The following is a 13,993-nucleotide window of genomic DNA, read 5'->3' as shown; positions in this document are numbered from 1 at the left end:
CGCAAATCCGGGGCTCCGGCGTACAGCATAGGTCAGTTGTCACGGCGCGAATTACAGCTGGGCGAAGGTGCCTTGTCCCTTGGCGACCAGCTTGTCGCCCTGGTGGATGTCGGCCTCGACCACCAGCGAGCGCCGCCCGGCATGCAGGACTTTCGCTACACAGCGCACTTCGCCCTCGGCGACCGCGCGGATGTAGTTGATCTTGCATTCCAGGGTGACGCTCTGTCGGTCGAAGCCATGGGCGCTGGAGCAGGCCAGGCCCATGGTCATGTCCATCAGCGTGAAGAGCGCGCCGCCGTGCATGACGTTGCCGCGATTGCGCAGGTGCTCGGCCATCGGCAGCAGCACCTCGGCTTCGCCGTCGGCGACACGGATCGGCTGCACGCCAAGGGTGTCGCTGAAGCGGCTGATCATCAGCTCGCGGGCGGGCATCTCGCTCATGGACCTTCCTTACTTCTTCTTCAGTTGCTTGGCGTTGGCGAACAGCGAGGCCATGGCATTGTTCGCCGGGGCCTTCTCCTGCTGGCGCGGAGCGCTGCGCTCGCCACGCGGCGCGCCGTTGCCGGGGCGGCCGCCGCCACGCGGGCCGTCGACCTTCTCGCCGGGGGTGTCGCTCATGCGCATGGACAGGCCGACGCGGTTGCGCGGGATGTCCACTTCCATGACCTTGACCTTGACGATGTCGCCGGCCTTGACCACTTCGTACGGGTCCTTGACGAACTTCTCCGACAGCGCGGAGATGTGCACCAGGCCGTCCTGGTGGACGCCGATGTCGACGAAGGCGCCGAAGTTGGTGACGTTGGTCACCACGCCCTCGAGCACCATGCCGGGCTTCAAGTCCTTCAGGCTCTCGACGCCTTCCTGGAACTCGGCAGTCTTGAACTCCGGGCGCGGGTCGCGGCCGGGTTTGTCGAGTTCCTTGAGGATGTCGGTGACGGTGGGCAGGCCGAACTGCTCGTCGGTGAACTTCTTCGGGTCCAGGCGCTTGAGGAAGCCCGAATCGCCGATCAGCGAGCGCACGTCGCGGCCGGTATCGGCGGCGATACGCTGCACCAGCGGGTAGGTTTCCGGGTGCACCGCGGAGGCGTCCAGCGGGTTGTCGCCGTTCATCACGCGGAGGAAGCCGGCGGCCTGTTCGAAGGTCTTCTCGCCCAGGCGGCTGACTTTCTTCAGTTCGTCGCGGGTCTTGAAGGCGCCGTTAACGTCGCGGTGCGCGACGATGTTCTGCGCCAGGGTGCTGTTGAGGCCGGAGATGCGCGCCAGCAGGGCGGCGGAGGCGGTGTTGACGTCCACGCCGACGGCGTTCACGCAGTCTTCCACCACCGCGTCCAGGCTGCGGGCGAGCTGCAACTGGGACACGTCGTGCTGGTACTGGCCGACGCCGATGGATTTCGGCTCGATCTTCACCAGTTCGGCCAGCGGGTCCTGCAGGCGACGGGCGATGGACACGGCGCCGCGCAGCGACACGTCCAGCTCCGGGAATTCCTTGGCGGCCAGTTCGGAGGCCGAGTACACCGAAGCGCCGGCCTCGCTGACCATGATCTTGGTGCACTTCAGCGCCGGGTATTTCTTGATCAGCTCGGCGGCCAGCTTGTCGGTCTCGCGGCTGGCGGTGCCGTTGCCGATGGCGATCAGCTCCACCTGGTGCTTGGCGCACAGCGCGGCGAGCACCGCGATGGTCTGGTCCCACTGGTTCTTCGGCGCGTGCGGGTAGACGGTGGCGGTGTCCAGCAGCTTGCCGGTGGCATCGACCACGGCGACCTTCACGCCGGTGCGCAGGCCTGGGTCCAGGCCCAGGGTGGCGCGCGGGCCGGCCGGAGCGGCCAGCAGCAGGTCGTGCAGGTTGCGCGCGAATACGTTGATCGCCTCGAGGTCGGCGCCTTCGCGCAGCTCGCCCAGCAGGTCGGTTTCCAGGTGGGTGTAAAGCTTGACCTTCCAGGTCCAGCGCACCACTTCGGAGAGCCACTTGTCAGCGGCGCGGCCCTGGTTACTCACGCCGAAGCGCTCGCCAATCATGATTTCGCAAGGGTGCGAGGTGCCCGGCAGTTCTTCGCCGACCTTTAGGGCGACGCTGAGGATGCCCTCGTTGCGCCCACGGAAGATCGCCAGTGCACGGTGCGATGGGGCGTTCTTCAGCGGTTCGTCGTGCTCGAAGTAGTCGCTGAACTTGGCGCCTTCGGTTTCCTTGCCCGGCACCATGCGCGCGGTGAGGGTGGCGTTGTCCTTGAGGAAGCTGCGCAGGCGGTCGAGCAGCGTGGCATCCTCGGCGAAGCGTTCCATGAGGATGTACTTGGCGCCTTCGAGCACGGCCTTGGTGTCGGCGAAGCCCTTCTCGGCATCGACGAAGCGCGCGGCTTCGCTTTCCGGGGTCAGGCTCGGGTCGGCGAACAGCGCGTCGGCCAGTTCGCCCAGGCCGGCTTCCAGGGCGATCTGGCCCTTGGTGCGGCGCTTCTGCTTATAGGGCAGGTAGAGGTCTTCGAGGCGGGTCTTGGTGTCGGCCAGGTTGATCTCACGGGCCAGTTCCGGGGTCAGCTTGCCCTGTTCCTCGATGCTGGCGAGAATCGCGCCGCGGCGCTCGTCCAGTTCGCGCAGGTAGCGCAGGCGCTCTTCGAGCATGCGCAGCTGGGTGTCGTCCAGGCTGCCGGTGACTTCTTTCCGGTAGCGGGCGATGAAGGGGACGGTGGAGCCTTCGTCGAGCAGGGCGACGGCAGCGGCGACTTGCTGCGGTTGAACGCGGCCGGAGGGCAGTGCGGAAAGCTCTTCGGCGATACGGGTGTTGATGCTGTCCATGAATCCACCTGACAAAACAATCGAATTACGGGACGTCAGGACCGGAGTTCCGGCCTCACGACAGGCTCTGTGACAACGCCCCGCCGCAAAAGCGCCGCATTATACCCACGACAATTTCACCGGGTGGGCGGCTGGTCGGGGAAAAATCTGCTAACAATGGACAAGCCGTGATGCGCGGCTGCTGGGCGATAATGCCCGCCGAATCAGATTCTGGGAGTTTCCATGAGCAACGCTGCCACCCTGCCCGAAGGCGAAAAGATCCTCGTGGTCGATGACGACGCGCGCCTGCGCCGTCTGCTCGAACGCTTCCTCGACGAGCAGGGTTATCGCGTCCGCGCCGTCGAAAACACCGAGCAGATGGACCGCCTGCTGGCCCGCGAACTGTTCCAGCTGGTGGTGCTCGACCTGATGATGCCCGGCGAGGATGGTCTCTCGGCGTGCAAGCGCCTGCGCGAGTCGAACAACCAGATCCCGATCATCATGCTCACCGCCAAGGGCGACGAATCCAGCCGCATCTCCGGCCTGGAACAGGGCGCTGACGACTACCTGGCCAAACCCTTCAATCCGCGCGAATTGCTGGCGCGGATCAAGGCCGTGCTGCGCCGCCAGGCGCCGCTGGTACCGGGCGCGCCGGCGGGCGAAGACGAGATCGTCACCTTCGGCGACTATGAACTGCACCTGGCGACCCGCGAACTGAAGAAGGGCGAGGAAGTGCACATGCTCACCACCGGTGAGTTCGCCGTGCTCAAGGCCCTGGTACAGCACGCCCGCGAGCCGCTGACCCGCGACAAGCTGATGAACCTGGCCCGCGGCCGCGAGTGGGATGCCTTGGAGCGCTCCATCGACGTGCAGATTTCCCGCCTGCGCCGGCTGATCGAGCCCGATCCGTCGAAGCCGCGCTACATCCAGACCGTCTGGGGCGTGGGCTACGTATTCGTACCGGACGGCGCCGCTCGCAAGTGATCGACCTCGCCGGGGCGAAGCCCTTCGCCCCGGCCGTTTGTGTTTCCCTGGTAACGCCTTCTTGAAGACACCCCTCTGGTTCCCGCAAAGCTTCTTCGCCCGCACCCTCTGGCTGGTGCTCATTGTCGTGCTGTTCTCCAAGGCACTGACCCTGGTCTACCTGCTGATGAACGAAGACATGCTGGTCGACCGCCAGTACAGCCACGGCGCAGCGCTGACCGTGCGCGCCTACTGGGCGGCCGACGAGAAGTCGCGCGAAGCGATCGCCCAGTCTGCCGGGCTGAAGTGGGCACCCCACGAGCAGGGGCAGCCGGAGGAAGTGCACTGGCCATACACGGAAATCTTCCAGCGGCAGATGCGCATGGAGCTGGGCATCGATACCGAGACGCGCCTGCGCATCCATCATCCGTCGATGCTCTGGGTGCGCGCGCCGACCCTGGGCGATGGCTGGATCGGCGTACCGCTCTACCCGCACCCACTGCGCGGCCAGCAGATCTGGAGCGTGCTGGGCTGGTTCCTCGGCATCGGCCTGTTGTCCACCGCGGCGGCGTGGATCTTCGTGCGGCAGCTCAGCCAGCCGCTCAAGCGCCTGGTCTTCGCCTCCCGCGAGTTCGGCAAGGGGCGCAGCGTGCGCCTGCCGCTGGGGCAGGAAACGCCAAGCGAGATGGCCGAGGTGTACCGCGCCTTCAACCAGATGGCCGACGATGTCGAGCAGGCCGGGCGTGAACGTGAGCTGATGCTGGCCGGCGTCTCTCACGACTTGCGCACGCCGTTGACGCGTCTGCGCCTGTCGCTGGAGCTGATGCCCGAAAGCGACCGCGAGATGGTCGAGGACATGGTGCGTGACATCGAGGACATGGATGCCATCCTCGACCAGTTCCTCGCCTTCATCCGCGATGGCCGCGACGAGCCGGTGGAGGAGGGCGACCTCGCCGACCTGATCCGTGAAGTCGCCGACGCCTTCAACCAGACCGGCAACCGTGTGCGCCTGTGCCTGGAGACGCTGCCGCTGTTCCGCTTCCGTCGCGTATCGATCAAGCGTCTGCTCGGCAACCTGATCGAGAACGGCCTCAACCACGGCGGTGGCAAGGTCGAAGTGGCGGCCCACGTCGCCGGTGGCGGCGGTGCGCCCTACGTGGTGCTCAGCGTGCTGGACCGTGGCGCGGGCGTCGATCCGCAGGAGTTGGACAACATCTTCAACCCCTTCTTCCGTGGCGACAAAGCGCGCGGCGGCAAGGGCACCGGCCTGGGGCTGGCGATCGTCAAGCGTATCGCCGAACAGCACGGCGGCAGCATCGAACTGCGCAACCGCGAGGGTGGTGGCGTGGAAGCGCGCGTCTGCCTGCCGCTGGGCCTGCTGCTGCCGCGCGACGCGCATTGAGAGCCTGCTTGCGATCTGCTGCGCGTCGGCATAACTGTGTTGAGGCCAGCCGAGAAGTGCTCATTGACTGCAGTCAACTCCGCTTTCTCAGCTGTCCTCGCCTTGTTCTGCTCTAGCTCGCGAGATCGTAAACAGACTCTAATCCCAGCGCAGGGATTTTCCTTCCAGCACCGCCCTGCGCCCGTAGGGCCAGGCGCGGTTGTGCGCACCGTGGCCGCTGGGCAGGCCGTGGTAGAGCGGGGCGCCCAACCGCGCAGCGTACTCGGCGAAGATTTCTTCCAGGCTGTGGGCCACGCCCTTGCGCGGGCAATCGGTGAAGGTGCCGAGGCAGATCGCGCCCAGGCGCGCGCCGTTCAGGCTGTTGAGTAGCTGCCAGAGGCTGCGTTCGATTCGGTAGTAGGGCTCGCCGACGTCCTCGAGGATCAGGATCGCGCCATCAGGCACATACAGCGCACCGGCGGTGCCGGCCATGCAGGCCAGTGCGGTGAGGTTGCCGCCGATCAATTCGCCTTCCACCGCTGTCTTCGGCCCCGCCAGATGCTGTGTCGCCAGCTTGCCGGGGCCGCCGGCCAGTACGTGGCTGATCGAGGCCAGGGAAGCCAGGCGCTCACGCTGCTCGCTGGGCGCGCTCAGCGGTTGCAGGCCCAGCCCGGTGGCGACCATGCCGTGGATCGCTGGCAGGCTCTGGCGGTGGAAAGCGCTGAGCAAAATGGAGATGTCCGAGAAGCCGATCAGCGGGCGCGGTGAGGCTGCCTTGAGGCGTTGCCAGTCCAGTTGCGGGATGAGTTGTCCACAGCCGTAGCCGCCACGCAGGCACCAGACGGCGCTGACGCCATCCAGCTCGAAGGCGGTGTGGAAGTCTTCCAGGCGTTGCTCAGGCGTGCCGGCCAGGTAGCGATAGCGTGCGTCGGCGTGGGTGCCCAGGTGGTAGTCCACGCCCAGCACTTCAAGTTGGCGCAACGTGGCTTCCAGCACCTCTTCTGCGATGGCCGAGGCTGGCGCCACCAGGGCGACACGGCGTTCGATGGGCGACCATTGGAGTTGGGAGAAGCGCGGTGATTTGGGCATAGGGGCATTCAAAGGCGTGCAGTGGTTCAGTTTGAGGGTGGGAGTGCCTTATGAGGCGTCTGAGTGGACATCCCTGCCGAGACATTGTGCCCGTCGGAGTCCCCGGCCTGACCATCCCTGGCCAGTCGTTCGCCGGGATGACGCATGCGCCCCGGCTCACCCCTTGCCCTTGGTCCGCGCCAGGTGCGGCCCGCCGTTCTTCTCCAGGTACTCGATGATCACCCCGGCGATGTCCTTGCCGGTGGTGGTCTCGATGCCCTCCAGGCCCGGCGAGGAGTTCACTTCCATCACCAACGGCCCATGGTTGGAGCGCAGGATGTCGACGCCGGCGACGTGCAGGCCCATCACCTTGGCGGCGCGGATGGCGGTCATGCGCTCCTCGGGGGTGATCTTGATCAGGCTGGCGCTGCCGCCGCGGTGCAGGTTGGAGCGGAACTCGCCGGCTGCGGCCTGGCGCTTCATCGATGCGATCACCTTGTCGCCGACCACGAAGCAGCGGATATCGGCGCCACCGGCTTCCTTGATGTACTCCTGCACCATGATGTTGTGCTTGAGCCCCATGAACGCCTCAAGCACGGATTCGGCGGCCTTCTCCGTCTCGCAGAGCACCACGCCGATGCCCTGGGTGCCTTCCAGCAGCTTGATCACCAGCGGCGCGCCGCCGACCATCTCGATCAGGTCCGGTACGTCATCGGGGGAATGGGCGAAGCCCGTCACCGGCAGGCCGATGCCCTTGCGCGACAGCAGTTGCAGCGAGCGCAGCTTGTCGCGGGAGCGGGCGATGGCCACCGATTCGTTGAGCGGGAATACCCCCATCATCTCGAATTGGCGCAGCACGGCGCAGCCATAGAAGGTCACCGAGGCGCCGATGCGCGGGATCACCGCGTCGAAACCTTCCAGCGGCTTGCCGCGGTAGTGGATCTGCGGCTTGTGGCTGGCGATGTTCATGTAGGCGCGGAGGGTGTCGATCACCACCATCTCGTGGCCGCGTTGCTGCCCGGCCTCCACCAGCCGACGGGTGGAATACAGACGCGGATTGCGCGACAGCACAGCAATTTTCATTGATCACCTGGAAGGGTGGCGGGAACCATGATGAGGGGTTTGTCTTGTACGTAGGTGAGGCCGGGGTTGACCACGAGCTGGCCCTGAACCAGCGCCTTGGAGCCTAGCAGCACGCGGTAGCGCATGGTCTTGCGGCAGGCCAGGGTGAATTCCACTGACCAGGCGCGATCGCCGAGGGCCAGCAACGTGCGGATCACGTAGCGGGTCTGGGCCTGGCCGTTGGAGCTCTTGATGGTCTTCATCGTCACCACCGGCGCTTCGCAGCGGTGGCGGCGCTGCACCTGGGTACCCAGGTGGGCGATGAAGCGTACCCAGTCCTGGCCGCCACGCTGGAACGGCACGATGTCACTGGCATGCAGGGTGGAGGTGCTGGCGCCGGTATCGATCTTCGCACGCAGGCCCACCATGCCCAGTTCGGGCAGGGCGATCCATTCGCGCAGACCAATTACCGACAGCTGGTCGAAAGTCTTCAAGGCAGGCGTCCCCGGCGTTTGCCGGCATTCTAGTCAGGCCGGTTGTGCCCCGCCAGCGGGGTGCACGGTACACTCGCAGGCCCGCATGACGAGGTTGTGACGTGAGCGAGAAAGACGACAAGGTCCGCCTGGACAAGTGGCTGTGGGCGGCGCGCTTCTACAAGACCCGCTCCCTGGCCAAGGAAGCCATCGACGGTGGCAAGGTGCATTGCCGGGGCGAGCGCTGCAAGCCGGGTAAGGAACCCAAGGTTGGCGACGAATACGTGATCCGCACCGGCTTCGACGAGCGCACGGTCGTGGTGAAGGCGCTGTCGATGGTGCGTCGTGGCGCACCTGAGGCGCAGTTGCTCTACGAAGAGACCGCCGACAGCGTGAAGCGCCGCGAGGATGCTTCTGCCATGCGCAAGGCCGGCGCGCTGGGCGTGCAGACCGACGGGCGGCCGACCAAGAAGCAGCGTCGCCAGCTGTTCAGCTTCCGCGATCAGGAGTGAGCAGCCGGCGAGGGCCGCAGGCGCCTCGCCGGGGGCGAACGGCCGTCAGGCCGCGACGACGCTCAGGCGCTTGAGCAGCGGTATTTTCGCCGCCAGGCGGAACAGCGGATCGGTCCAGCGAACCAGCGCGGCGCTGGCCACGGCGGCGAAGGGCGTGAAGCAGCTCCAGGCCAGGGCCACCAGCGCCATCTGCACGCCGCCGATGTAGTCATCCTGGCCCCAGTGGGCTCCGGCTACCAGGCGCGGCAGCATGAACAGCAGCGCGAGGCCCCAGATCACCACCCATTGCAGGGCGGTGCGGGCGAACAGGGTGAGGAACAGCGCCCAGATCAGCAACACCGAGGCGTGGTCGCCAGGGAAACTGCGGGCCGACTCGTCCTTCACCTCGAAGGGCGTGTCTTCCCACTGCGGGAAGAAGTGCTCCAGGCGCACGGCATCCGGCGCAATGCTGGAAATGCTTGCATGCTGCCAGCCCAGCTTGTGGGCGATCTTCGCGTAAAGGATGCGGACCACCACCAGAACCACGGCTGCGCATAAAAAGCCGAAAGTCGCGGCGCGGGCCTGGCTGGCCTTGAAGATCCAGTCACCACGGATCAGCAGGAGCAGCAGGATCACCCCGACCAGCAGGTCGAACGGCCGGGTGCTGGCCACGGCCCAGGTCAGGCGCCAGGCTTCGTTGGTCGCCAGCGGCTGGTTGAGCAGGCTGAACAGGCTGAAATCGAACAGGTCCATCGCACTGCGAGTAGGCTCCCAGAGCCACAGCAGAAGCAGGGCGAGGGCCATCAGGTGACAGGCGATGAAGGGCTTCCAGGACCAGGTGGCTTGGAACGGCGTGGTTTTGTCCATAAAATCGATTCCCCCTTCTGACAACGGTTCCGGGTTGCCGGATACGACAAAGCGCGCTTTATAGGCCTTTGCCATCAACTTGTCATTTATTTGTGCCTATCGCAGCGTTGTGCCCAGCATGTCTCAGATCGATCAAAGTCAGCGTTTCCTGTTCGACAACACCGATGTTCGCGGTGAGCTGGTGGAGCTCGACCGCAGTTATGCCGAAGTGTTGGCCAAGCACCCCTATCCGCAGCCGGTCGCCCAACTGCTGGGAGAAATGCTAGCCGCGGCCGCGCTACTTTGCGGCACTCTCAAATTCGACGGTCTGCTGGTGCTGCAGGCGCGCTCCGCCGGCGCCGTTCCGCTGCTGATGGTGGAGTGTTCCAGTGCTCGTGAAGTGCGTGGCCTGGCCCGCTACGACGCCGAGGCCATCGGTGACGCCGCCGGCCTTGCCGAGCTGATGCCCCATGGCGTGCTGACGCTCACCGTCGATCCGAAGAACGGCAAACGCTACCAGGGCATCGTGCCGCTGGAGGGCGCGACCCTGGCCGAGTGCCTGTCGACCTACTTCGCCACCTCCGAGCAGTTGCCGACCCGCTTCTGGCTCAACGCCGACAGCCGCCGCGCCCGCGGCCTGCTGTTGCAGCAATTGCCAGCGGACCGCCAGCGCGACATCGAGTCGCGGGAAGCCAGCTGGCAGCACGTCACCACCCTGGCCGATACCCTCACCGCCGAGGAACTGCTGGGCCTGGACAATCCCACCGTGCTGCATCGCCTGTACCACGAAGACGACGTGCGCCTGTTCGAGCCGCAGCCGCTGGTATTCCGTTGCAGCTGTTCCCGGGAACGCTCGGCCAATGCGCTGGTCAGTCTTGGGCAGGACGACGCCGAGCGTCTGCTGGCCGAAGAGGACGGCGAAATCGTCATCGACTGCCAGTTCTGCAACCAGCGCTACCGTTTCGACGGCTCCGACGTTGCCCAACTGTTCTCGGGTGGCGGAAGCCAGACGCCGTCAGAAACCCGCCATTGACCGCTTCGATTTGTCCGATAGCCGAACCAATGGCGCTCTCGCCAGATCAGAGGCTGCACGAGAACAGTTCTTTTCTGGCATAATCCCGCGACTTTTTTCCGCGGTAGTGGGAATCAGAAGTCACTACGCAATGTTTGGAGGACTCGGCTTCGGCCGACGGGGACCCACATGACGCAAGCCAACAAAGCCGTTTACACCGATATCAGCGTTGCCCAACTGGTTGAAGAAGCCATTCGCCGCGGCGAAGGCGAACTCGCCGACAACGGCTCGCTGGTCGTGAAAACCGGCCACCGCACCGGCCGCTCGCCTGCCGACCGTTTCATCGTCGAAGAGCCGGGCAGCAAGGATTCCATCGCATGGGGCGCCATCAACCGTCCGTTCCCGGCCGACAAGTTCGATGCCCTGTGGGACCGTGTCCAGGCGTTCAATAACGCCCAGGAACACTTCGTCTCCCACGTTCATGTAGGTTCCGCCGCGGATCACTACCTGGCCGTCAAGATGACCACCGCCACTGCCTGGCAGAACCTGTTCGGCCGCGCACTGTTCATCGAGCCCGAGCAGTACAACCCGGCCGGCCGCGAAGAGTGGCAGGTGCTCAACGTCGCCAACTTCGAGTGCGTGCCCGAGCGTGACGGCACCAACTCCGATGGCTGCGTGATCCTCAACTTCGCCCAGAAGAAAGTGCTGATCGCCGGCATGCGCTACGCCGGTGAAATGAAGAAGGCCATGTTCGGCGTGCAGAACTACCTGCTGCCGGAAAAAGACGTGCTGCCGATGCACTGCGCCGCCAACATCGGTGAAGCCGGCGACGTGACCCTGTTCTTCGGCCTGTCCGGCACCGGCAAGACCACCCTGTCCGCCGACGAAAGCCGCTACCTGATCGGCGACGACGAGCACGGCTGGGGCGAAGGCGTTGTCTTCAACATCGAAGGCGGCTGCTACGCCAAGTGCATCGACCTGTCCGAGAAGAACGAGCCGGTCATCTGGAAAGCCATCAAGTTCGGCGCCGTGCTGGAAAACGTCGTCCTCGACGAAAACCGCACCCCGAACTACGCCGATGACAGCCTGACCCAGAACTCCCGCGCGGCCTACCCGCTGGAAAACGTCGAGAAGCGTTCCGAGAAGAACCTCGGCGGCGAGCCGAATGCCGTGATCTTCCTGACCTGCGACCTGACCGGCGTTCTGCCGCCGGTGTCGATCCTGAACAACGAGCAGGCGGCCTACCACTTCCTGTCCGGCTACACCGCGCTGGTGGGGTCCACCGAAATGGGTTCGGGCGGCGGCATCAAGTCGACCTTCTCCACCTGCTTCGGCGCACCGTTCTTCCCGCGTCCGGCTGGCGTTTACGCCGAGCTGCTGATCAAGCGCATCCAGGCCTTCGGTTCCAAGGTCTACCTGGTCAACACCGGCTGGACCGGCGGTGGCTACGGCGTCGGCAAGCGCTTCAACATCCCGACCACCCGTGGCGTGATCGCCGCCATCCAGAGCGGCGCTCTGGTCGGCGCCGAGACCGAGCACCTGGACATCATCAACCTGGACGTACCGAAGGTCGTTCCGGGCGTCGAGACCAACCTGCTCAACCCGCGCAACACCTGGGAAGACAAGGCTGCCTACGACGAAGCTGCCAAGGGCCTGGCCAGCAAGTTCATCGAGAACTTCAAGAAGTTCGACGTGAGCGACGCCATCAAGAACGCCGGCCCGCAGCTGTAAGCGAGCCTGTTCTGGAGAGAGCCGCCTTCGGGCGGCTTTTTCATTGGTGCCTGGGATCGGTCATGCTCCTGGTGCTCTGCGTACGAGCGAGCCTGTGCCCAACAAGGGTGTGGGGCAATGCCGTTATCCATGAGGAATGGATTCGGCCTCGGCAACCGGCGTTTGGCTGTTCGCGAGCAAGCTCGCTCCTACAACAGACATCCTTAGGCTCAAGGCATCGTCCATGACAGGCAAGGGAGTTATCCACATGCACGACACCCTCGAACGCGTCTTCGGTTTCCGCCAGTTCCGCCCCGGCCAGGAGGCGGTGGTCAGCGCCGTGCTGGCCGGGCGCTCGGCTGCCGCGATCTTCCCCACCGGCTCGGGCAAGTCGTTGTGCTACCAGTTGCCTGCGCTACTGCTGCCGCACCTGACGCTGGTGGTCTCGCCGCTGCTGGCGCTGATGCAGGACCAGCTCGCCTTCCTCGCCCGCCACGGCATCGCCGCCGCGAGCATCGATTCGGCGCAGAGCCGCGAGCAGACCGCGCAGACCATGGCCCGCGCGCGTAGCGGCGAACTGAAGGTGCTGATGATTTCGGTCGAACGCCTGAAGAACGAGCGCTTCCGCCACTTCATCAGCGAGGTGCCGATTTCCCTGCTGGTCGTGGACGAGGCGCACTGTATCTCCGAATGGGGCCACAACTTCCGCCCCGACTATCTGAAGCTGCCGGACTACCAGAAGCAGTTCCGCATTCCCCAGGTGCTGCTGCTCACCGCCACGGCGACGCCCGCGGTGATCGCCGACATGCGCAGCAAGTTCGCCATCGCCGAGAGCGACGTGGTCACCACCGGTTTCTACCGAGCCAACCTCGACCTGCAGGTAGAGCCGATCTCCAGCGCCGCTCGCCGTGCCCGGCTGGTGGAGTGGCTGCGCGAGCGTCCGGGCAGGCCGGCCATCGTCTACGTGACCCAGCAGAAGACCTCCGAGGAGATCGCCGCGCACCTGGCCGAGCGCGGTATTCCCGCCTGTGCCTACCACGCCGGGATGGAACACCCGGAGCGCGAGACTATCCAGCGCCGCTTCATGGAGGGCCGGCTGAACTGCATCGTCGCCACCATCGCCTTCGGCATGGGCATCGACAAGAGCGACATCCGCCAGGTAGTGCACTACGACCTGCCCAAGTCGCTGGAGAACTACAGCCAGGAAATCGGCCGCGCCGGGCGCGACGGCCAGCGCTCGGAATGCCTGGTGCTGGCCAACCGCGACAGCCTCAACGTGCTGGAGAACTTCGTCTACGGCGACACACCCGAGCGTGAAGGCATCCGCAGCGTACTGGAGGACATCCGCCAGGCGCCGAATGGCCAATGGGAGACCATGCTGGTGCCGTTGTCGGACCAGTCGAACATCCGCCAACTGCCACTCAAGACGCTGCTGGTGCAGCTGGAGCTACGCGGCATCATCGCGCCACGCTTCGCCTATTTCGCCGAATATCGCTACAAGCTGCTGATCGATTCCTCCGCGCTGCTGAGCCACTTTGAGGGCGAGCGGCGGCAGTTCGTCGAAGCCATCCTCACCACTTCGGCCCGCGCGCGAACCTGGGCGACCCTGGACTTCGACACACTCTACAGCCGCCATGGCGCCGAGCGCTCACGGGTGGTGAAGGCGCTGGATTACTTCCAGGAGCGCGGCTGGGTGGAGCTGGAGAGCAAGCAGATGACGGAGGTTTACTCGGTGCGCGACGCCTCCTTCGCTGTGGATCAGTTGAGCGAGGAGCTGCACGGTTACTTCAAGCGCCACGAGGAAAGCGAGATCGCCCGCATCGGCGCCATGCTCGATTTGCTGGGCAGCTCCGAATGCCTGAGCTGGCGCCTCGCCCGGTACTTCGGCGACCAGCAGGCGCCGCGCCAGTGTGGTCACTGTTCGGTATGCGCCGGCCATGTCGCCCGCCTGCCGGAACCGCCTGCACTGCCGGCTCTGGATGGCCAGTCGCTGCACAACCGATGCGACGCCTTCCTGGAGAAGTACCGCAGTGCCCGAGGCACCGCGCCCAGCGCCGACTGCATCACGCGCTTCCTCTGTGGCATCAGCGTGCCGGCCTTCACCCGCATGCGCGCGCGTGGATTGCCGGGCTACGCCACGCTGGAAGACTACCCCTACGCCCAGGTGCGCGACTGGGTACAGGCGCAGCTCTGAACGGCTGAATTCGGCGGTGCCACG

12 protein-coding genes are annotated in these 13,993 nt (G+C 65.4%); 6 read left to right on the top strand and 6 right to left on the bottom strand.

Annotated features, from left to right (window positions below):
- Window positions 1–51: 51 nt before the first annotated feature.
- A complete protein-coding gene (locus GJV37_RS28345; protein ID WP_045216869.1) occupies window positions 52–414 on the bottom strand; it encodes a PaaI family thioesterase in 363 nt (120 codons plus the stop codon).
- Between the two features lie 36 nt (window positions 415–450).
- Entirely contained in the window at window positions 451–2,790 is a 2,340-nt protein-coding gene (locus GJV37_RS28340; protein ID WP_169887089.1) for a Tex family protein, read from the bottom strand.
- A 222-nt stretch (window positions 2,791–3,012) separates the two neighbouring features.
- On the opposite strand from GJV37_RS28340, the gene ompR reads away from it, so the two are divergent.
- A complete protein-coding gene (gene ompR, locus GJV37_RS28335) occupies window positions 3,013–3,753 on the top strand; it encodes an osmolarity response regulator transcription factor OmpR (protein ID WP_024762186.1) in 741 nt (246 codons plus the stop codon).
- A gap of 61 nt (window positions 3,754–3,814) precedes the next feature.
- Window positions 3,815–5,134: an ATP-binding protein gene (locus GJV37_RS28330; RefSeq protein ID WP_024762187.1), complete on the top strand. Its 1,320-nt coding sequence runs from the start codon at window positions 3,815–3,817 to the stop codon at window positions 5,132–5,134.
- 138 nt (window positions 5,135–5,272) lie between these two features.
- Here GJV37_RS28330 and GJV37_RS28325 read toward each other — a convergent pair whose 3' ends face one another.
- The 3 genes from GJV37_RS28325 to rimB form a co-directional block, all read right to left on the bottom strand.
- Complete coding sequence (locus GJV37_RS28325) at window positions 5,273–6,202, bottom strand: S66 peptidase family protein (RefSeq protein WP_024762188.1); 930 nt, start codon at window positions 6,200–6,202, stop codon at window positions 5,273–5,275.
- A gap of 156 nt (window positions 6,203–6,358) precedes the next feature.
- Window positions 6,359–7,264, bottom strand: a complete 906-nt coding sequence (gene rimK / locus GJV37_RS28320) for a 30S ribosomal protein S6--L-glutamate ligase (RefSeq protein ID WP_038803545.1) — start codon at window positions 7,262–7,264, stop codon at window positions 6,359–6,361.
- On the bottom strand, window positions 7,261–7,737 hold the full coding sequence (rimB, locus tag GJV37_RS28315) for a retropepsin-like aspartic endopeptidase RimB (protein WP_024762189.1): 477 nt from the start codon (window positions 7,735–7,737) through the stop codon (window positions 7,261–7,263). The genes rimK and rimB overlap by 4 nt, the downstream gene beginning before the upstream one ends.
- Before the next feature lie 101 nt (window positions 7,738–7,838).
- Between rimB and GJV37_RS28310 the strand changes: the two genes are divergently transcribed.
- Window positions 7,839–8,228 carry an RNA-binding S4 domain-containing protein gene (locus GJV37_RS28310; protein WP_024762190.1) on the top strand — a complete coding sequence of 130 codons (390 nt, stop codon included), beginning with the start codon at window positions 7,839–7,841 and terminating at the stop codon, window positions 8,226–8,228.
- Between the two features lie 45 nt (window positions 8,229–8,273).
- Here the strand turns inward: GJV37_RS28310 and GJV37_RS28305 are convergent, their stop codons facing one another.
- A complete protein-coding gene (locus GJV37_RS28305) occupies window positions 8,274–9,074 on the bottom strand; it encodes a phosphatase PAP2 family protein (RefSeq protein WP_024762191.1) in 801 nt (266 codons plus the stop codon).
- Window positions 9,075–9,192: 118 nt separating this feature from the next.
- On the opposite strand from GJV37_RS28305, the gene hslO reads away from it, so the two are divergent.
- The 3 genes from hslO to GJV37_RS28290 all read left to right on the top strand — a co-directional run bounded on the left by hslO (window position 9,193) and on the right by GJV37_RS28290 (window position 13,969).
- Window positions 9,193–10,086 (top strand): Hsp33 family molecular chaperone HslO, encoded by an 894-nt coding sequence (hslO, locus tag GJV37_RS28300; RefSeq protein ID WP_038803544.1) that lies wholly within the window; start codon window positions 9,193–9,195, stop codon window positions 10,084–10,086.
- 168 nt (window positions 10,087–10,254) lie between these two features.
- Window positions 10,255–11,796 (top strand): phosphoenolpyruvate carboxykinase, encoded by a 1,542-nt coding sequence (locus GJV37_RS28295; protein WP_024762192.1) that lies wholly within the window; start codon window positions 10,255–10,257, stop codon window positions 11,794–11,796.
- Window positions 11,797–12,043: 247 nt separating this feature from the next.
- The gene (locus GJV37_RS28290) at window positions 12,044–13,969 is read left to right on the top strand and encodes a RecQ family ATP-dependent DNA helicase (RefSeq protein WP_169887090.1); all 1,926 of its coding nucleotides are present in this window, start codon (window positions 12,044–12,046) and stop codon (window positions 13,967–13,969) included.
- Window positions 13,970–13,993 lie beyond the last annotated feature (24 nt).

Origin of the sequence: Pseudomonas nitroreducens, from assembly GCF_010994165.1 — a bacterium.
GTDB lineage: Bacteria > Pseudomonadota > Gammaproteobacteria > Pseudomonadales > Pseudomonadaceae > Pseudomonas > Pseudomonas nitroreducens.
This window is presented reverse-complemented; position numbering and strand designations above follow the sequence as displayed.